This is a genomic window from Demequina mangrovi (assembly GCF_000759715.1).
Classification (GTDB): Bacteria; Actinomycetota; Actinomycetes; order Actinomycetales; family Demequinaceae; genus Demequina; species Demequina mangrovi.
The window spans coordinates 31,483-50,648 of sequence record NZ_BBLU01000007.1; the positions used below are offsets into that span (position 1 = coordinate 31,483).

A 19,166-nucleotide genomic window follows, 5' to 3' on the forward strand; every position below is an offset into this window, starting at 1 on the left:
ACGGCGATCGCCGCTCGGCGAGACCGGGTCTCGGCGCGCGGCCGTCAGGCCATCGGCGAGGCGGCGAGGCTCGCCTGGCGCGTCTCGATCGCGCTCCGCATCCGCTTCCACGCCCCGAGCGCCAGCAACGACGCGAGGAAGATGAGCCCCGTCACCACGATCGAGCGGGAGAGCACGTCGCGCCAGCTCTCGGACCACGGCACCACCGTGCCCTGCGTCACGAGGGGGTGGAGCAGGTAGATCCACAACGAGTACTGACCGATGCTCACCAGCGAGGGGCCCACCGCGGGGAGAGGCTTCGCGAGCAGCGTGATCGCCGGCGGGATCAGGGACACGACACCGAGCGTGAGCACCAGGCGCGAGAGGTCGGCGGGCAGCCCCACGCCCGCGAAGATCGCGATGCGCAGCGCCAGACCGATGCCCGTGGCGGCGAGCGCCCAGCGCATCGGCAACGCACGCGCCCATCCGTTGCGGACCATGAGCCCGTAGGCGAAATAGACGAAGAAGATCAGGTAGCGCTTGTTGAACGGCAGCGGCCCGACGAGCGCCTGGAGCACCGGGGTGCCGACGTAGGCGATCACACCCGCCGCGCCCACCCATAGCCACGGACGGGACGTCCGCACCAGGAACCATGCCGCGACCAGGCCGAGCATGAGCGCGGGCACGTACCAGAGGTGGAACGCCGGCTGCAGGAACAGCGCATCGATCACGTCACGCGGCCGCCACGATGCGTCCGGCGTGCGGAGCACACGGTTGAGGATCGAGACGACGAGCCAGGCGAGCAGCATGCGCCACCAGTAGTGCTGGAGCAGCCCGCCCAGCGAGCGCCGCCGGAGGCTCGCCTCGTTGACCAGGTAGCCGGACAGGAACATGAAGGCCGGCATGTGGAAGCTGTAGATCAGGTAGCGGAGCAGGTCCGACTCGACCGGGACCATGTACACGTGCCCGAAGACCACGAGGACGAGCAGCAGGGCCTTGACCTGGTCGGGACCCACGCTGCGCGCGCGCGTCGCCGCTGGCGCGGCTGTTTGTCCGATCTGTCCCTGCATGTGGGGAAGGTTAGCAACGGCCGAAGCGCCTCCCGTGCACCTGAGCGGTACCAGGGATGTCGGCGTGTTGCGCGGCGGACTCAGCCCCAGACGAGCCCCTGAGCGGGATCGCTCATCACGCGGCCCACGTCCGCGAGCACGCGCGCGCCCAGCTCGCCGTCCACCAGACGGTGGTCGAAGCTCAGCGCGAGCTGCGTGACCCAGCGGATCTTGATCTCTCCCTCGTGCACCCACGGCTGCTCGCGTATCGCGCCGAAGGCGAGGATCGCCGACTCACCGGGGTTGAGGATCGGGGTGCCGGTGTCGATTCCCAGCGGACCGACGTTGGTGATGGAGATGGTCCCGCCCGCGAGCGCTCCGGGAGGGGTGCGGTTCTCGCGCGCGAGGGCGGTGAGCTCGCCGATCTCGAGCGCGAGCTCGTGCAGCGGCAGCCGGTGCGCGTCCTTGATGTTCGGCACCAGCAGGCCGCGGGGCGTCGAGGCCGCGATGCCGAGGTTCACGTAGTGCTTGTAGACGATCTCGCGGGCCTCGTCGTCCCAGCTCGCGTTGATCTCGGGATGGCGGCGCACCGCGAGCAGCAGCGCCTTCGCGACGATGAGCAGCGGCGTCACCCGCACGTCCTGGAAGTCGCGGTCCGCCTTGAGCCGCTTCACCAGGTCCATCGTGGCGGTGACGTCGGCCGTGTGGAACACCGTGACGTGCGGCGCGGTGAAGGCGGACTTCACCATCGCCTCGGCGGTGCGCTTGCGGACGCTCTTCACCGGCACGCGGGTCGAGCGGCCCCCGTCGGCCGAGTAGCCCGACTCGAGCCACGGCTGGTCGTCGTTGGCGTCGTAGGTGGTGAGCGCGCGCGTCGAGCGCGCCTTGGCCGCCTGCTCGACGTCCTCGCGCGTCACGAGCCCGCCGGGACCCGACGGCGTCACCGTGGTGATCTCGACGCCCAGCTCGCGCGCGAGCTTGCGCACGGGCGGCTTCGCGAGGACCGGGTAGTCGGACACCTCACCGGCGCCGCCGATCGGGTCGAGCGCGCCCTCCTTGCGGGGACGCCTCTGCGCGGAGCCCGCCGAGACACCGTAGCCCACGAGCACCGCGCCGGAGGCCTCGTCGGTGGGCGCCGGGTCCGGTTCCATCGCCTCCACCGCGTCCACCTCGGGCGTCGGGACGCTCGGTACCGGTGCATCGGCCGTCGACGCCCCTCCCGGGACATCCAGGTCCGGTCCGTCGCCGTCCACCTGGAACCGCACGATGGGCGCGCCCACCTCGACCGTGTCGCCCTCGGCGACCAGCAGCTCGACCACGACCCCGTCGACCGGGCACGGCAGCTCGACCAGGGACTTCGCCGTCTCGATCTCGACGAGCGGCTGGTTGACCTCGACCGTGTCACCCGCGGCGACGCGCCAGGTCACCACGTCGGCCTCGGTCAGGCCCTCGCCCGCGTCGGGCATGTGGAACGTCTCAAAGCTAGGCATGCGAGCCCTCTCAGTGCGTCATCACGCGGTCGACGGCGTCGAGCACGCGGTCCAGGCTGGGCAGGTAGTCGTGCTCGAGCTTGGAGCCAGGGTAGGGGGCGTGGAAGCCGCCGACGCGGAGCACAGGCGCGTGCAGATGGAAGAAGGCCTGCTCCGTGACGCGGGCCGAGAGCTCGGCGCCGGGCCCGAAGGCAGTGGGCGCCTCGTGGACGATGACCACGCGGCCGGTGCGCTTGACGGACCTCAGCACGGTGTCGGAGTCGAGCGGGGAGATCGAGCGGAGGTCGACCACCTCGACGCTCGTGCCGTCGCCCGCGGCGACCTCGGCCGCCTGCAGCGCGAGGCGCATCGTCGGGCCGTACGCGACGAGCGTCACGTCGGTGCCCTCGCGGGCGATGCGGCCGCGGGACATCTCCGCGGTCGCGGCGGACGAGGCGTGCTCGCCCTCGAGCTGCGCGGCGACGCGCGACTCGTCGACCTCGCCCTTGTCCCAGTAGCGCGCCTTGGGCTCGAGGAACAGCACGGGGTCGGGCGAGGCGATGGCCTGCTGGATCATGTCGAAGGCGTCCTGCGGGGTCGCCGGGGAGATCACCCGGAGGCCCGCGGTGTGCGCGAACAGCGCCTCGGGGCTCTCCGAATGGTGCTCGACCGCGCCGATGCCGCCGGCGAAGGGCACGCGGATCACCACGGGCAGGGTGATGCGGCCCTGCGAGCGGTAGTGCATCTTCGCGAGCTGCGTGGTGATCTGGTTGTACGCGGGGAAGATGAAGCCGTCGAACTGGATCTCGATCACGGGACGGTACCCCCGCATCGCCATGCCGACCGCGGTGCCGACGATGCCCGACTCGGCCAGCGGGGTGTCCATGACGCGGTCGCCGCCGAAGTCCTTCCACAGCCCGTCGGTGACGCGGAACACGCCCCCGAGCTGACCGATGTCCTCGCCCATGAGCAGCACCTTGGGGTCGCGCTCCATGGCGGCGCGCAGGCCCCTGTTGATGGCGCCCGCCATCGTCATCGCGGTCATGCGTGCACCCCCTGGTCCACGAAGGACCGCTCGTATCGCGAGAACCACGCCCGCTCGGCCGCGACGGTGCCGTGCGGCTCGGCGTACACGTGGTCGAACATCGTCTCGACGGCGGGCCGCTCCCACGACTTCACCGTCTCGCGCGTGCGACGGCCCAGCTCCTTGGCCTCGGAGGCGGCGGCCTCGACCGCCTCGTCCGGCAGCTCGCCCAGCTCGCGCAGGTGCGCCTCGAGACGCGCGATCGGGTCGCGCTCGGCCCAGTACGCCTCGTCGGCGTGCGAGCGGTAGCGCGTGGGGTCGTCCGAGGTGGTGTGCGCGCCCACGCGGTAGGTGAAGGCCTCGATGAGCACCGGACCCGCACCCGAGCGGGCGTGCTGGAGCGCCCACTGCGTGACGGCGTAGCAGGCGATCACGTCGTTGCCGTCGACGCGGACCGACGGGACGCCGAAGCCGGCGCCGCGCTGCGCGAGGGGCACGCGGCTCTGGCGCGTGGCCGGCTCGGAGATCGCGAACTGGTTGTTCTGGACGAAGAAGACGATGGGTGCGTCGTTCACGGCCGCGAAGGTGAGGGCCTCGTTGACGTCGCCCTGGCTGGTCGCACCGTCGCCGAAGTAGCAGACGACGGCTCCATCCGTATCCTGACCCGTGCCGACGAGCCCGTCGCGCGCCATCGCCATCGCGTAGCCCGTCGCGTGGAGCGAGTGCGCGCCGATCACCAGCGTGTAGAGGTGGAAGCCGTGGGCGGCCGGGTCCCACGCGCCGTGCTGGAGACCGCGGAAGATCCGCAGGATCTCGGGGAGGTCGACACCGCGGGTGTGCGCGACGCCGTGCTCGCGGTAGGACGGGAACACGAAGTCGGAGGGGCGCATCGCGTGACCCGAGCCGATCTGCGCGGCCTCCTGACCCACGGCCTCGACCCACAGGCCCAGCTCGCCTTGACGCTGAAGGCTGGTCGCCTCGCGATCGAAGGCGCGCACCACCGTCATGTCGTGCCACATCGCGCGCAGACGGGCCGCGTCGAGTTCGGCGGCGTACGCGCCGAAGTCGGGGTGGTCGAGTCGTGCACCGGTGCGGTCGAGCAGGCGTACCAGGCCTTCCTCCGAGAGCGGTCCGTGAGCGTCCACGCACGTGTCCTTCCGTTCGAGGGTCGGAGGGCGTCGCCCTCGACCTAACCTACGCCAGCGTAACCTACGGCTCCGTAGGTTACCAACTCGGACAGATCGGACTCGTGCCCGGTCCGCACGCAGGCTGTACCGTGGCCGTCACGCGGGCCCGCGTGACGGCCGCGTGGACTGGAGACACGTATGACCTATGCGCTCACGGATGCGGCGCTGTCGGCGCTGCTGGCGAACGCCGCGGGGGACGAGCTGCTGCGCGTGCGCCGCGAGTCCGGCCTCGAGGGCAAGGAGCTGGGCAAGGCGGGCGACGCCGCGGCCCAGGCGCTCCTCGCCGGCCTGCTCGCCGAGCACCGGCCGGACGACGCCGTGCTGAGCGAGGAGGCCAAGGACTCCGAGGCGCGCCTGAGCGCCGACCGCGTGTGGATCATCGACCCGCTCGACGGCACGCGCGAGTACTCCGAGGGGCGTGCTGACTGGGCGGTGCACATCGCGCTGTGGGAGCGGGGCGAGCTGACGCTCGGCGCCGTCGGCATCCCCGGTGAGGAGCTCGTGCTCGTGTCCGACACCGTCGCCCCCGCTCCCGCGCCGGCCGACGGCGCGCAGATCAGCCTCGCGGTGTCCCGCTCGCGGCCGCCGGCCGTGACGGAGCCCGTGCGCGAGGCGCTCGACGCCTCGCTGCTGCCCATGGGATCCGCCGGGGTGAAGATCGCCGCGGTGGTCCGCGGGCAGGTCGACGCGTACGTCCACGCAGGCGGCCAGTACCAGTGGGACTCGGCGGCGCCGGTGGCGGTCGCGCGCGCCGCGGGGCTCCACACCTCTCGCATCGACGGGTCCCCGCTCGTCTACAATGACGCGGACCCGTACCTCCCGGACCTGGTGGTGTGCCGTCCGGAACTGGCGCCGCGGATCCTTGCGGCGATCGCTGAGAACACCGACGGAGACTCTTGATGACGGCAACCTCGTTCAGCCAGCTCGACGCGCTGGAGGCTGAGGCCATTCACATCGTGCGCGAGGTCGTCGCGCAGATGGAGCGGCCCGCGCTGCTGTTCTCGGGCGGCAAGGACTCGATCGTGCTGCTGCACATCGCGCTCAAGGCCTTCGCGCCCGCCAGGCTCCCCATGCCGGTGGTGCACATCGACACGGGCCACAACTTCCCCGAGGTCATCGAGTACCGCGACCGGATCGTCGAGGAGCACGACCTCAACCTCGTGGTCGGCTCCGTGCAGGAGGCGATCGAGCGCGGCTTCGTGCGGGAGGAGCCCAACGGTTCGCGTAACCGCATCCAGACGCCGGTGCTGCTCGACACGATCGAGAAGAACCGTTTCGACGCGTGCATGGGCGGCGCCCGCCGCGACGAGGAGAAGGCCCGCGCGAAGGAGCGCGTGTTCTCCTTCCGCGACGAGTTCGGCCAGTGGGACCCGCGCAACCAGCGTCCCGAGCTGTGGTCGCTCTACAACGGCCGGGTCCACCAGGGCGAGTCGATCCGCGTGTTCCCGCTCAGCAACTGGACCGAGCTGGACATCTGGGACTACATCGACTCGCGCGGCATCGAGGTGCCCTCGATCTACTTCGCGCACGAGCGCGACGTGTTCCACCGCGACGGCATGTGGATGGCCGCGAACGAGTTCTGCAGCCCCCGCGAGGGCGAGATGATCGAGCGACGCACGGTGCGCTACCGCACCGTCGGCGACGCCACGCTGACCGCGGCCGTCCTCTCGGACGCGGACACGGTCGACAAGATCATCGCCGAGACCGCCGCGACGCGGCTGACCGAGCGCGGTGCCACCCGCGGCGACGACCGAGTGTCGGAGGCCGCGATGGAGGACCGCAAGAAGGAAGGGTACTTCTGATGGATCTTCTCCGTTTCGCGACCGCAGGATCGGTCGACGACGGCAAGTCCACCCTCATCGGCCGCCTCCTCTACGACAGCAAGTCGATCTTCGAGGACCAGCTCGAGTCCGTCGAGGCCGCCTCGAAGGCGCGCGGCACCGAGTACACGGACCTCGCGCTGCTGACCGACGGTCTGCGCGCCGAGCGCGAGCAGGGCATCACCATCGACGTGGCGTACCGCTACTTCGCGACGCCCAAGCGCAAGTTCATCATCGCGGACACGCCGGGCCACCAGCAGTACACGCGCAACATGGTGACGGGCGCCTCGACGGCGGACCTCGCGATCATCCTCGTCGACGCCCGCAAGGGCCTCACGGAGCAGTCGCGCCGCCACGCCACCATCGCGTCGCTGCTGCGCGTGCCGCACATCGTGCTCGCCGTGAACAAGATGGACCTCGTCGGCTGGTCCGAGGAGCGCTTCAACGAGATCTACAAGGAGTTCACGGAGTTCTCCGCGAAGCTCGACATCGCGGATCTCATCGCGATCCCGATGTCCGCCCTGCTGGGCGACAACGTGGTCGAGCGCTCGGTGAACACGCCCTGGTACGGCGGCTCGTCGCTCATGCACCACCTCGAGCACGTGCACATCGCCTCGGACCGCAACCTGCAGGACCCGCGCTTCCCGGTGCAGTACGTCATCCGGCCGATGCGCAACGACGTCCACGACTACCGCGGCTTCGCGGGCCAGGTCGCCTCGGGCATCCTCAAGGTCGGCGACGAGGTCATGGCGCTGCCGTCGGGCATGACGTCCCGCGTCTCGGCGATCGACGGCCCGAGCGGCCCGCTCGAGGAGGCCATGCCGCCGATGTCGGTGACGCTCCGCCTCGAGGATGAGATCGACGTCTCGCGCGGCGACATCATCTGCCGCGTCGGCAACCACCCGGAGCCCACGCAGGACCTCGACGCGACCATCTGCTGGATGGACCAGGACGCGCTCACGGTGGGCCGCAAGCTCGGCATCCTCCACACGACGCGCATGGCGCGCGCCATGGTGAAGGACGTCGTCTACGAGCTCGATGTCAACACGCTGCACCGCAACACCGAGATCCACGAGCTGGGCCTCAACTCCATCGGCCGCGTCAAGCTGCGGGTCACCTCGCCGCTGCTGGTCGACGAGTACGCGGACAACCGGACCACCGGCTCCTTCATCCTCATCGACGAGGCGACCAACCGCACCGTCGGTGCGGGCTTCGTGCGCGAGCACTGATGGATCTCGGCCTCATCCTGGCCGCAGCCGGCATCGGGGTCGTCGTCGGCCTCACCGGCATGGGCGGGGGCGCCCTCATGACGCCCACGCTCGTGCTGTTCTTCGGCATCCCCGCGCCCGTCGCGGTGTCGTCGGACATCGTCGCCGCCGCCGCGATGAAGCCGTTCGGGTCGTGGGTCCACATCCGCAACAAGACCGTCAACTGGCAGCTCGTGCGGCTGCTCGTCTACGGCTCGGTGCCCGCGGCGTTCCTCGGCGTGCTGCTCCAGCACGCCGTCGGCAACCCGGAGGCGGTCGAGGCCTTCACCAAGAAGGCGCTCGGTGTCGCGCTCATCATCGCGTCGGCGGGCCTGCTCCTGCGCGCGTACATGCGTCTGCGCGAGCGGGCGCGGTCGCGCGACGGCTCGGCCGCACCGCTGCCGAAGGACCGTCCCGACGTGGTGCCCCGCCCGATCCCCACCATCATCGTCGGCGTGATCGGCGGCGTGATGGTCGGCCTCACCTCAGTCGGCTCGGGGTCGCTCATCATCATCGCGCTCATGGCGCTCTACCCCGCGCTCAAGGCCTCGCAGCTGGTCGGCACGGATCTGGTCCAGGCGGTGCCGCTCGTGGTCTCGGCCGCGATCGCGCACCTCATGTTCGGCGACGTGGACTGGGAGGTCACCATCCCGGTGATCCTCGGCTCGATCCCCGGCACGTACATCGGCGCGCACCTGTCCTCGCGCGTCGGCGGCGGCCTGGTGCGCCGCGCCCTCGCCATGGTGCTCCTCATCTCCGGCCTCAAGATGCTCGGGGTGTCCAACGCGCTCACGCTGGCCGCGCTGGCCGCGGCGCTCGTCGGCGGCACGCTGGCCTGGGCGCTCATCCGCCGCAGCCTCGGCTTCTCGTTCTTCACCTGGCAGGACAAACGCGCACGGCAGGCGGCGAAGGACGCACGCGCTGCCGAGGGCAAGGAAGGCTGACGTGCAGCTACGACTCTCTCCGGCCCAGCTCAACGAGCTCGAGCTCATGCGCGCGGGCGCGTACGGCTCGGAGCTCGGCTATCAGCTGCCCACCGCGGACGCGCACGTCGCGACCCTGCTGGTGCGCGACGTCGCCGTGCCCGCGGCGATCGACCTCCTCGACACCGAGGCCACGCCGATCGCGCGCGTCGAGGTCACCGGCTCGCACACGACGTCGAGCGGCACCTGGATCGCGGGTCCGGTGACGATGCTCCGGGAGCCTGCGGCGCCCACCTTCGCCGAGTCGAGGCCGGCGGCGGGCAAGCCGCTGCTCGAGCACGCGACGCTGGTGCTCGGCAACGATGTGCGCGACGGCGACGGCGACCTGGTGCTGGTCGACGACGGTGACGCCGAGGCGCTCACCCGGGCGATGTCCGCGGCGACGCGCACCGGTCGCGAGGTGCGGGTGCTGCCCCGTCCCGCCGCGGCGCATCTCAGCGGCGATCTGGCCGACGACCTCCTCACCCACCTCGCCGAGGTGGTGTGCGCCTCGAGCATCACCACGCGCCGCAAGGTGCGGCGCGCGCGCGGCAACGGCGCCGTGGTGCTGCTCAGCGGCCTCTCGGGATCCGGCAAGTCGACCATCGCCCGCCAGCTCACCCGACGCCTGCGGGCGGAGAGCCACCAGCGCGTCACGCTGCTCGACGGCGACGAGGTCCGCGCGATGCTGTCCTCGGGCCTCGGCTTCTCGCGCGCCGACCGGGAGCTCAACGTGCGCCGCATCGGCTGGGTCGCGGCACAGCTCGCGGCGCACGGCGGCATCGCGGTGTGCGCCCCGATCGCTCCCTACGAGACGATGCGGGCCGAGATGCGCACGATGGCCGAGGAGAACGGCAGGTTCGTCCTGGTCCACGTCGCGACGCCGCTCGAGGTCTGCGAGGCGCGCGACCGCAAGGGTCTGTACGCGAAGGCGCGCGCCGGCGAGATCAAGGAGTTCACCGGCATCTCCGACCCGTACGAGACGCCCGTGGACGCCGACGTGGTGGTCGGCGCGGACGGAGAGAGCGTGGAGGAGGCCGCCGAGACGGTCCTCCGCGCGGTGCTCCACGCCGAGGCCAGCTACGTGATCTGACCGGTGGGGGCCGCCTGGCGGCGGCCCCCACCGGATCACGAGCCGGAGATCGAGCGGATCCAGGGGCCCTTGAGGCCCATCCGGATGCGGATGGTGTCGGCACCGGTGATCGATGCGGTGGCCCCCGTGCTCGAGGTCGCGGTGACCTTGATCGCGGCCGCGACGCCGGCCGAGCCCGCCTTCGCGGTGCGGGACGTCACGGTCATCGTCATGACGTCCGGCAGCCCGAAGATGCTGCGCGCCGACGCCTGGCTCACGCTGTCGGTCCACGACGCGTTGGGGTTGGAGACGGACCCGTCCACGCTCCAACGGTCGTCGACCGCGCGGAGGTAGGACAGCGCGCTGCTCCAGACGTTCTCGGAGTTCTCGCTCTGGCCGCCGCTGGACGAGAAGTAGTACGTGGTCGCGATCGCCCCGGTCGAGGTCTTCACCACGAGCCCGGACGCGCCATCGGCGGTGCTGGTCGCGTCGACCGCGGCGACCCACCGCTTGCCGTAGTAGGCGTCGGTGCCCTCGTTCTCCTTCTTCCAGCCGCTGAAGTTCTGGCTGCGCGCGTCGTCGTACAGGTTGCAGTCGCAACCGATCTTGTAGCTGGAGTTGCGCAGCGCGTACCCGCGCGCGGTGGTGGCCTGCGCCTCGAGCGCCGCGGATGCCCACGACGAGGGCATCTCCGCGATGCCGTAGAGGTACTCGGTGTTGAGCCTGAGCACGTTGGTGACGTTGAGGCGGCCGCCGATCACGCTGATGACGAGCTTGCCGTGCCGGTAGTCGCCGTGGGTGGCCTGGTTGCCCGAGGTGGTGAGTAGGTCGACGTAGGCCGACTCGGTGGAGCCCGACTGGTAGTAGCTGGTGCCCTCCCACTGCATGACGGCGAGCGCGCCCGACTTGGTGACGCCGTGCGACGTCACGTCGATGCCGGAGCTCGTCCTTCGGACCGCGATCAGGTCGTCGGTGCTGCCCGTCATCGTGTCGACGTACTCGTCCGCCGCGGCGCCTGCGCTGTCGTAGAAAAGGACACGCCATCGTCCGTCGCCGCTGCCGCTCATGCCGGTGCGCATGTTGAACGCGGACGTCGCGTCGGAGCCCGATCCGAACACCTGCACGCGGATCGAGCCGCTCGCGTCAGCGTTGCTCACCGACGTGCCCTGGTAGTAGTGCTGGAGGATCTCCGTCGCGGTGTAGCCTTCCCGCGCCATCCCGTACGCGCCGTACTGGGACATGCCTACGCCATGCCCCCAGCCAGAGCCGGTGATGGTGAAGCTCGACGGCGGCTCGGTGAGGGCGAGCACCTCGGAGGCGCCGCTCTCCTCGTAGCCCACCTCGACGTAGTAGCTGCGATCGTAGGCGATCTTCTCGGTCGTCCTGCCGACACCGTTCGTGAGCAGGATCCGCTTCTTCGACAGGATCCACTCGCCGTGACGTGTGTAGTAGAGCTTGGCCCAGGTGTTGATGGGCTCCGAGAGCTTCACGTCGAGATCGAAGGCGTCCCCTGGCACGACCGAGGAGGGCGCCGAGAGCGTCACGTCGAAGTCCTTCGCCACCGGGTGGATGGTGACGGTGTTGCTCATCACCCCGTCGACGATGACCCGATAGCTGCGGTCGTACACGGGAGCCACGCGGGTCCCGCCGTTGCCGTTGGTCAGCTTGATCTTGTTCTTCGCCGTGACCCACTTGCCCTGGCTCGTGTACTGGATGGTCGCCCGAGAGTTCACTCGGGCGTTCGCCTTGACCACGATGCGCGTGACGGTGCCCTGGATGATGGTCGACTCAGCCGAGAGCGTGACCTTCGACACCGCGGCTGACGCGGTGCCGGCTCCGAGTCCGAAGACAAGTGCCGCCACCACCGCTGCTGAGGCAAGTCGCCGCACCCGGATCCACCGCGTCATCGTCCACCCAATCGTTACTGCTGTGACTAGTGTGACAAGTGTTGCAGCAGTGCCAACGGCGGCGCAAGGCCCTCCGACGCTGTCCGCGTCAACCCCTGACGCGATCCCGGGTCAGCTGCCAGACGCGGCGAGTAATCGACGACGCGGACCAGCGGTTGATCTTCGACGCGTCCATGCCGGCCTCGTTGAACGTCAACTCTGCGACGGATCGGTAGTCTTCCTGGTTCTCGGCGAGCACATGGCCGGTGCGCAGAATCGCAAGCGCCTCGGGCGCAAAGCCCGCCTTCAGCCACGACAGCGCGAGCAGGCGGTAGCCCTCAGGATTCGGGTTCGCCCGAATAAACGAGCGCGACAGCGTCCGCGCCGTGTCGTAGTCCTCGTTCGCGAGCGCCCGCTCGAGGTAGACGCGCGGCGCGCCCGCGGCGGGCGCCGGGTCCGCGGAGTGCTCGACCACCACCGGCGCGGCGGTCGACAGTGCCGTGATCATGCGCGCCGTGAACTGCTCCGCGCTGAACATCTCGACCAGCTCGTCGAACGCGGCGTAGTCCGGGGTGCTCTCGAGGACCCGGAGGATCGCGTCGAGAGCCTCGCGAGGCTCGTAGAGGTCGAATGACTCGTAGCCCGCGATGCCTTCCATGACCTCATGCGTGCCGACACCGCCATAGGTGACTGTCCGCAGACCCTTGGACACCGCCTCGATCGCGGAGAGCGGCATCGGATCGTCGCTGCTCGACAAGAAGAACACGTCGGCGGCCTCGAGCGCGCGCATCGTCGCAGGACGGGACAGATGGCCTGACCATTCGACCGCATCCGAGAGGTAGAGCTCCGGCGAGGCGCTCCCACCGCCGATCCACTCGAAGTCGAGCGGGAGCGACTCGCTGCGGGCAAGCTCGGCGACACGAGAGAAGAGGTCGACACCCTTGCGCTGCTGGATCGATCCCACCATCACGATGCGCCGCCGCTTGCCGTCGGGGAGCTCGGGAGCGCGTGAGATACCGCGCACGAGGCCCGGGGTAGTGTTGTAGACCGTGTATGCCGCCGCGACGCGCCATTCCTTGAACATGCGGCGCTGATCCTCCGAGACGCACAGCACCACCGCGCCCTTGAGCGCCTCGACCATGAGCTCGTGCGCCTTGCGGAAGGATGCGTGCTCACGCTCGATGACGTCACGCGTCTCGTGCACGTAGACGAACGTCGTGCGACCGCGCTGGGCGAGCCTGCCGATGAGCGCGGACATCCACGGGCGGATCCAGAAGATGCGCAGGCTGTTGATCACCACGACCTCGTCGGGGCGGATCTCCGCGAGCACCTCGTCGATGCCGGCATACTCCATGAGGTCGACGAGCCGCACCTCGCCCTGACCGGTACCAGCGAGGTGTCGCGCGAGCTCCATCGCCGGAAGCGAGACGCCGATGCGCTGGATGAGGCGCTCGCCGAGGATGACGACCTTGAGCGGGCGACCGTGATCGGCGGCGAGGTCGGCGAGCGCGCGCTCCGCGCGCGTCATCACCTGCGGCTCGCCGCTGGGCGCGACGACGGGTGCGGTCGGGCGCGCCGAGACGGGCTCGGCGAGCTTCTCGGCGGGCTCGGCTGTCAGGATCGCGTCGACGACGTCGCCGACCACGTCCGGGTTGATCCGGAGGAGCGCATGCGGCACCACGCCGGCCGGATTCGCGCGGAACACGCCCATCTGCCGAAACTCGGTCAGCACCTCGTGGAGCTCATCGTGCGAGCGCGTGGTCCGGATGAGCTCGCTCTTGATCTCCGGCATGACGATGTTGAGGAACGGGAACGACATGAAGGCGATCGGGACGCCGGCCTTCATCGTGTCGAGGAAGGCCGTCGAGAACCACGTCAACGCCGCGTCGTAACTGGCCAGGTCCTCCCGGGTGACCGGCACATCCGCCGGAAGCACGGTCACCGCGGGGAGCCGCCCGATCTCCTTGAGCAGCGCCGGATCCGAGGACGGATGCGGCTTGATGGTGAGACGGTCCCGGCCGTTGAGCGCGCTCACCACGGACTTCATCGCCTTGAGGTGATCCTGCGCGGAGGCCTTGCCCTGCGCGCCGAGCGGCTGATCGAAGAGGATCAGCGACAGCGGCGCGCCGGTGTCGCCACGCCTCCTCACCGCCTCCTTGTGGTCGAACGCATCCGCCAGCTCGGGGTCGGCGCTGTGGATGACCGACCCGGTGACGCGGATGTCCGGAGCGGGGTGCTCCGCCGGGATGCGGTCGAGCACCTGCTCACGGTTCCGCTCGCCCCAGACGCAGACGCGGGAGACGCCGGAGGTGCCGTAGTACCAGTTCTGGTCCTTGACTCCGGGCGTGAGCACGCGGAAGTTGAACTCCAGCGAACCGTCCTGGATGAGGATGGTGGGGCGCTCGCCCACGGCCTTCGTAATCCATCGACCCCGACGCGACTGGTCGTTGAAGAAAGCGACCCGCGTGATCCGCTCCTGGTTAAGCCACGACTCCAGGCGCTGAATCAGTTCCGCTTTGAGGTTGGACCCCTCCACCCCACGTAGCCCGTCGAAGAGGTTGACCACCTCGAAGGCGTTCGACCGCTTGCTCTCTTCGGAGACCCACTCCGTCACCAAACCCTCGGTATCAGCGGTGACCAGTCGCGCCTCGACTCCGTCGGGCAGCTGCGCCATCAGTCGCGCGGCGATGCGGACGCCGTTGCGATTCTCCACGAAGAAGGCGATCACGTCAGGGCTGCTCATCGCTCTCCCACTTTCCATCTCTAGCGCCGTACCAGGGTGCGGAGCCGGCGTCGGACTCCGCCGACCAGCCAGCGAACGGATCCGCGTCGGGGCGCGGAGGCGAGCTCGGCGAGGCGTGACTCCGCCTCCTCCACGAGCTCGGAGTCGGAGCCTGCCCAGGCCAGCGCGTCGGTCGCGCGCCTCAGTGCGGTGCGGCGGCGCCCCTGGACGGCGCGGAGCCGGCTCTCGATGATCAGCGCGCGCACCCGCTCGGCGCGGATGTCGTCCTGGCTCGCAACGTACAACGCGATGGATAGATCAAGGAGCTCGGACTCCGATACCTCGACCGGGACCGTATCGGTGCGCACCGGCGGGAAGAGCGTCTCGCGCTCGGGGAACCAACGCGATCGCAACGTCTCGTTGTCCTCGTCGAACTGGCGCTGGAAGTCCGCGGCCTCGTGGCCGTCGACGGCGAAGGCGGGCCCCTCGTACTGCGCGACGAACCTGTCGACGGTGCGGCGCACGACCTGCGACTTGTCGTCGATGCGGCGGGGCACCTCGGCGTTGAACCGGCGCATGAACTCGAGCGCGGGGGCGGACAGCGACTCGTTGGTGGAGTCTCGGAACTCGAAGCCCTCGCGCGGGAGCCCCGAGCGCTCGAGGAGGTCCCGCACGACGTCCCGCTCCGGGAAGGAGCGAGGCTCGAACAGCACGGGGTGCACGCTCGCATCGCCGAAGATCCGTGCGTACTCGTCGAGCATGGACGTGTAGTCGTAGTAGCGGCGCTGGCGCGAGTCCAGCGCGGGGAACACCTCATCCCCGCCGGTGCCGCCGTTCTTGATGCGGAAGTTGTAGACGCTCTTCGCGAGGTCCGCCTGCGGCCTCAGGTAGGCGTAGATCTCCACGTCGCGCACCCACGGCGCAAGGAAGTCCGCGAGGCGCTGCTTCTCCTCGAGCGTCACGAGCCGCGAATGCAGGTGCTCGCTCGAGATAACCAGGACGGACGGCGGCGCGCCGCTGTCGAGGTGCGCGACCACCTCGGCCGCGAACCGCTCCGCGACCGCGGCACGGGCCTCCTCCAACGTCCCGCCGTAACGCCTCACGGCGTTGCGCGCGAACTCGTCGCGCGGTTCGATGCTCTGGCAGATGGTCGCCAGAGCGCCGTGCGACGACCGACCGAGGCTCCGCGGATAGAGCGCCCCGTGATGCAGAAGCACGTCACGGTTGCGGCTCAGCGCACGCTGGATCGTGGTGCTGCCAGTGCGCTCGGTGCCGATGTGGATGATCGCGCGGGCGAACGGCGGGTGCGCGGGCACGCGCGACACATCCACGGGGCTGCTGTGCTCCAAACGGGGCCTCGGTCGGTCGTCGTTCGCTCAGCCGTCGACGCGGCGGAGCTTGGACAGCGGGGCGAGCTCGCCCGGGAAGACCTTCTTCACACCGTCGCCCATGGCCTGCTCGATGATGCGGATGTCGCGGCACAGCGAGATGAAGCCCTTGGGCTCCAGCGACGCGGCGTGGTCCGAGCCCCACATGGTGCGGTCCAGCGTGATGTGACGCTCGACGGCGACCGCACCGAGGGCGACCGCGGCGATCGAGATCTGCAGACCCGGCTCGTGACCCGAGTAGCCCACCGGCACGCCGTAGCGCTCCTTGAGCGTCGTGATCATGTTGAGGTTGGCCTCCTCGGGAGGCAGCGGGTAGGTCGACGTGGCGTGGAGGATGATGAGGTTCTCCTTGCCCAGGGTCTCCACCGCGGTGTCGATCTGCTCGATGGTCGACATGCCGGTCGACAGGATCACGGGCTTGCCCGTGGCCTTGATCTTGCGCAGCATGCCCAGGTCCGTCACCGAGGCCGAGGCGATCTTGTACGCGACCGCGTCCATCGACTCGAGGAAGTCCACGCTGGGCTCGTCCCACGGGGAGGCGAACCAGACGACGCCCTTCTCCTTGCAGTACGCGTCGATCTCCGAGTACTCGGCCTGCTCGAACTCCACCTTGTAGCGGTACTCGAGGTACGTCATCGTGCCCCACGGCGTCTCGCGCGGCGTGGCCTTCATGTGCTCCGGCGTCGCGATGTCCGGCGTGCGCTTCTGGAACTTCACGGCCTGGGCGCCGGCCTCGACGGCGACGTCGATGAGCTTCTTCGCGTTCTCGACGGAGCCGTTGTGGTTGAGGCCGATCTCGGCGATCACATAGACCGGGTGGCCGTCACCGACGTAGTCCTCGCCGATCTTCACCGCATCGGTCATTTTCTTCACCTTTTTCCTCTTCGGGTTAGTTCTGGCCGTCCGACATCGTAACCGGTGGACGACGTTGAGGCCGCGTCCGGAACGGCGCGATCACCCCATAGTAGGCCGCACGTGCGGCTCGGATCACGCCGGCGACGGTGCGCCGGTGAAGTGTATCCTCCGCGCCGAGCGCCTGCGCACGCCGCGTCATCTGGCCGGTCCAGGTGCGCCAGCCCTCTTCGCGTGCGAACGGCACCACGCCGTGTACCTGCGCCTCCGCCCACAAGGCGTCTACCTGGGCGATCCAGTCGTCGCTCTCTGGCGGATGGAAGTAGTTGCGCTCCCGCCACTTGTGGTCGGGCGTCGCGAACCGTCCGGCGCGGAGGTCGTCGAGCGAGCCGAACAGGCGCGACCCCTCGAAGACGACGTTGATCTCCTCAGTCGACACCCCGAAGTCGTCGAGGCACAGGCTGGGCACCCCCGCACGCACGGCCTCGAGCACCGCCGTCGAGCTGACCGTCACGAAGCCCTCGCAGTCCCCGAGGAAGTCCTGCAGCGGGCCGTACGCGAACACGAGGTTGGCGGGCAGGTCGCCACCGCGCCAGCGCTCGGCGATCTCCGGGAACGAGGCGAACTCCTTGTGGGTCTGCGCCTCGTCCCGGGTGCCCCTGAGCTTGATCACGACGTCGACGTCCGGCCGGCCGGCCGCGAGGTCAACCAGACCCGCGAAGAGCTGCTCGCGCTCCTCGAGCGTGGTGGGGACGAGCGCCTGCGGCGCGAACACGATCCGCGGTCGCTCCGCGTTGCCCAGCGTCTGCTCCGCACGGACCAGCGACGCCAGCCCGACGGCGCGGAGACGCCCCTTCGGCAGCATCGCCTCGACCGCCTCGCGCTCCCGCTCGGAATGCACGACGAGCATGTCGACGGACCGGCGCAGGCGCACGCCGAGCTCCGTCGGCGGCATCCAGATGCCGGGTATGCCTGCGATGACGACCGTGGCGCCGGGGAGCCCGTGGAGCTCGTCGGCGAGGAGCGTCTCGATCAGCGGGCCGCGGCACGCGAGCAGCAGCACATCCGGCGGGTCCTCCGCGAGCAGCTCGACGAGCGCACGGAAGGACATCTCGCTCAGCGCGTCCTCGGCCAGCCGGCCGTGCACCGCTGCGACGCGCTGTGCGGGGCTCGGCGTGACCGCGTTGCGCACCACGACGACGGAGGTGTCCCAGTCCGCAGGCGCCTCGAGCGCGCGCGTCACGCCCCACTTGAGGTACGAGTCGGAGTCGGCGACCACGAGGAAGCGGCGCCGTGCGCCGTGCGCCTCGCCGCCGACCGCGGGAACGGAGCCGAAGCCGGAAGCCGTCATCGGGCCTGACCGTCGCGCGCCTCGAGGATGCGCTCCGCGAGCTCGCGGAGCGCGCCGCGCCCACCGGGCCGGCTCAGCACCACGCGCGCCGCGGCGAGCACGCGCGCGTGCGCATCCGCGGGCACGACCGGCCAGCCGACCGCGCCGAGGCACGGCAGGTCCGGCAGGTCGTTGCCGACGTACGCGACGCGGTCGAGAGGCACACCCTTCTCGGCGCACCAGCGCTCGAGGTACGGCAGCTTGTCCTGGACGTCGTGGGACACCTCGATGCCGAGCTTGCGCGCGCGCGCCGCCACCACGGGGTTCTCCTCGCGCGACAGGATCAGCATCGGCACTCCCGCCTTGCGGAGCATCGAGATGCCCATGCCGTCCGAACGGCTCACCGTCACCGACTCGACGCCGTTCTGGTCCACCGTCGCGGTGTCGTCCGTGTGCACGCCGTCGAAGTCCATCACGAGCGCGTCCACGTCCACGGGCGACGGGCGGTCGAGCAGCGGCGCGAGCGCGCGCGAGGCCTCGAGCTCGTGGAGGTCGTCGATCTCGATGCCGGTGGACGCGGGCACCTCGGCGATCCCGACGCGCCCGAAGAAGCGGAAGCCGGAGGCGCGGAACCCCGCGACGTCCATCACGTAGAACGCGCCCGACTCCTGGTAGTGCGGCTCGCGGTCCTGGCGGCGGGGACGGAACGAGTGGTCGTGGTTCACGCCGGTCGCGCCGGACTCGCCGCGCTGCCAGAGGAACGCGTAGGTCTCGAACGCGGCCATCATCGAGTCGTGCTCGCCCGCGAGGACCGAGGACACGGCGGCACCCAGCGCCTCGGAGTCGATGAACGGCGACGTCGCCTGGACGAACGCGAGCACCTGCGGCTCGATGCCCTGCGCGGCGAGCGCGTCGAGGCCGTGGAGCAGCGCGGCCTCCGAGGTCGCGAGATCGCCCGCGATGTCCGCGGGACGGTCGATGATCTGCGCGCCGGCGCCGCGGGCCGCGTCCGCGATCGCCGCATCGTCCGTCGAGACGAAGACGCCATCGATCGAGGGTGCGGCGAGCGCGGACCTCACCGCGCGCGCGACGAGCGGGACGCCGCCGACGCGGGCGACGTTCTTCCCTGGTACGCCCTTGGACCCGCCACGGGCGGGGATGATGGCGACGGCACGCATG

At 70.1% G+C, this 19,166-nt stretch carries 15 protein-coding genes; 5 read left to right on the top strand and 10 right to left on the bottom strand.

All coding sequences use genetic code 11. From position 1 onward, the window contains the following. Nucleotides 1–44: 44 nt before the first annotated feature. The 4 genes from TR42_RS07785 to TR42_RS07800 all read right to left on the bottom strand — a co-directional run bounded on the left by TR42_RS07785 (nt 45) and on the right by TR42_RS07800 (nt 4,666). A complete protein-coding gene (locus TR42_RS07785) occupies nt 45–1,049 on the bottom strand; it encodes an acyltransferase family protein (RefSeq protein WP_081953249.1) in 1,005 nt (334 codons plus the stop codon). An 80-nt stretch (nt 1,050–1,129) separates the two neighbouring features. After that, on the bottom strand, nt 1,130–2,518 hold the full coding sequence (locus tag TR42_RS07790) for a dihydrolipoamide acetyltransferase family protein (RefSeq protein ID WP_042214661.1): 1,389 nt from the start codon (nt 2,516–2,518) through the stop codon (nt 1,130–1,132). Nucleotides 2,519–2,528: 10 nt separating this feature from the next. Then, on the bottom strand, nt 2,529–3,542 hold the full coding sequence (locus tag TR42_RS07795) for an alpha-ketoacid dehydrogenase subunit beta (protein ID WP_074789466.1): 1,014 nt from the start codon (nt 3,540–3,542) through the stop codon (nt 2,529–2,531). Continuing rightward, entirely contained in the window at nt 3,539–4,666 is a 1,128-nt protein-coding gene (locus tag TR42_RS07800) for a thiamine pyrophosphate-dependent enzyme (RefSeq protein WP_042214662.1), read from the bottom strand. Before TR42_RS07800 ends, TR42_RS07795 begins: the two co-directional genes overlap by 4 nt. A 180-nt stretch (nt 4,667–4,846) precedes the next feature. Here TR42_RS07800 and TR42_RS07805 point away from each other — a divergent pair, with 180 nt between their 5' ends. The 5 genes from TR42_RS07805 to cysC are packed head-to-tail and all read left to right on the top strand — an operon-like array spanning nt 4,847 to nt 9,830. After that, on the top strand, nt 4,847–5,608 hold the full coding sequence (locus TR42_RS07805) for a 3'(2'),5'-bisphosphate nucleotidase CysQ (protein ID WP_042214664.1): 762 nt from the start codon (nt 4,847–4,849) through the stop codon (nt 5,606–5,608). Further along, a complete protein-coding gene (gene cysD / locus TR42_RS07810) occupies nt 5,608–6,510 on the top strand; it encodes a sulfate adenylyltransferase subunit CysD (RefSeq protein WP_042214666.1) in 903 nt (300 codons plus the stop codon). Before TR42_RS07805 ends, cysD begins: the two co-directional genes overlap by 1 nt. Then, complete coding sequence (locus tag TR42_RS07815) at nt 6,510–7,757, top strand: sulfate adenylyltransferase subunit 1 (RefSeq protein WP_042214667.1); 1,248 nt, start codon at nt 6,510–6,512, stop codon at nt 7,755–7,757. Before cysD ends, TR42_RS07815 begins: the two co-directional genes overlap by 1 nt. Next, nucleotides 7,757–8,719 carry a sulfite exporter TauE/SafE family protein gene (locus TR42_RS07820; protein WP_042214669.1) on the top strand — a complete coding sequence of 321 codons (963 nt, stop codon included), beginning with the start codon at nt 7,757–7,759 and terminating at the stop codon, nt 8,717–8,719. The genes TR42_RS07815 and TR42_RS07820 overlap by 1 nt, the downstream gene beginning before the upstream one ends. 1 nt (nt 8,720) lies before the next feature. Further along, a complete protein-coding gene (gene cysC, locus TR42_RS07825) occupies nt 8,721–9,830 on the top strand; it encodes an adenylyl-sulfate kinase (RefSeq protein ID WP_052405815.1) in 1,110 nt (369 codons plus the stop codon). 35 nt (nt 9,831–9,865) lie between these two features. On the opposite strand, the gene TR42_RS07830 is transcribed toward cysC, so the two are convergent. The 6 genes from TR42_RS07830 to TR42_RS07855 form a co-directional block, all read right to left on the bottom strand. Continuing rightward, nucleotides 9,866–11,671, bottom strand: coding sequence for a SpoIID/LytB domain-containing protein (locus tag TR42_RS07830; protein WP_052405817.1), 1,806 nt, complete (start codon nt 11,669–11,671; stop codon nt 9,866–9,868). A gap of 133 nt (nt 11,672–11,804) precedes the next feature. After that, entirely contained in the window at nt 11,805–14,438 is a 2,634-nt protein-coding gene (locus TR42_RS07835) for a glycosyltransferase family 4 protein (RefSeq protein ID WP_161786632.1), read from the bottom strand. A 20-nt stretch (nt 14,439–14,458) separates the two neighbouring features. Beyond that, nucleotides 14,459–15,748 (bottom strand): hypothetical protein, encoded by a 1,290-nt coding sequence (locus TR42_RS07840; protein WP_042214673.1) that lies wholly within the window; start codon nt 15,746–15,748, stop codon nt 14,459–14,461. A 45-nt stretch (nt 15,749–15,793) separates the two neighbouring features. Further along, nucleotides 15,794–16,669 (bottom strand): N-acetylneuraminate synthase family protein, encoded by an 876-nt coding sequence (locus TR42_RS07845; RefSeq protein WP_042214674.1) that lies wholly within the window; start codon nt 16,667–16,669, stop codon nt 15,794–15,796. Between the two features lie 25 nt (nt 16,670–16,694). Next, nucleotides 16,695–18,008: a DUF6716 putative glycosyltransferase gene (locus tag TR42_RS07850; RefSeq protein ID WP_052405818.1), complete on the bottom strand. Its 1,314-nt coding sequence runs from the start codon at nt 18,006–18,008 to the stop codon at nt 16,695–16,697. After that, a complete protein-coding gene (locus tag TR42_RS07855; protein ID WP_042214676.1) occupies nt 18,005–19,165 on the bottom strand; it encodes an acylneuraminate cytidylyltransferase in 1,161 nt (386 codons plus the stop codon). The genes TR42_RS07850 and TR42_RS07855 overlap by 4 nt, the downstream gene beginning before the upstream one ends. Nucleotide 19,166: the final 1 nt, after the last annotated feature.

Bases quoted from the DNA above. Each gene is read 5' to 3' on its own strand.
- TR42_RS07850 (WP_052405818.1), bottom strand. From the start codon at position 18,008: ATGACGGCTTCCGGCTTCGGCTCCGTTCCCGCGGTCGGCGGCGAGGCG.
- TR42_RS07785 (WP_081953249.1), bottom strand. From the start codon at position 1,049: ATGCAGGGACAGATCGGACAAACAGCCGCGCCAGCGGCGACGCGCGCG.
- TR42_RS07855 (WP_042214676.1), bottom strand. From the start codon at position 19,165: ATGCGTGCCGTCGCCATCATCCCCGCCCGTGGCGGGTCCAAGGGCGTA.
- TR42_RS07835 (WP_161786632.1), bottom strand. From the start codon at position 14,438: ATGAGCAGCCCTGACGTGATCGCCTTCTTCGTGGAGAATCGCAACGGC.
- TR42_RS07790 (WP_042214661.1), bottom strand. From the start codon at position 2,518: ATGCCTAGCTTTGAGACGTTCCACATGCCCGACGCGGGCGAGGGCCTG.
- TR42_RS07815 (WP_042214667.1), top strand. From the start codon at position 6,510: ATGGATCTTCTCCGTTTCGCGACCGCAGGATCGGTCGACGACGGCAAG.
- TR42_RS07805 (WP_042214664.1), top strand. From the start codon at position 4,847: ATGACCTATGCGCTCACGGATGCGGCGCTGTCGGCGCTGCTGGCGAAC.
- TR42_RS07795 (WP_074789466.1), bottom strand. From the start codon at position 3,542: ATGACCGCGATGACGATGGCGGGCGCCATCAACAGGGGCCTGCGCGCC.
- TR42_RS07820 (WP_042214669.1), top strand. From the start codon at position 7,757: ATGGATCTCGGCCTCATCCTGGCCGCAGCCGGCATCGGGGTCGTCGTC.
- cysD (WP_042214666.1), top strand. From the start codon at position 5,608: ATGACGGCAACCTCGTTCAGCCAGCTCGACGCGCTGGAGGCTGAGGCC.
- TR42_RS07845 (WP_042214674.1), bottom strand. From the start codon at position 16,669: ATGACCGATGCGGTGAAGATCGGCGAGGACTACGTCGGTGACGGCCAC.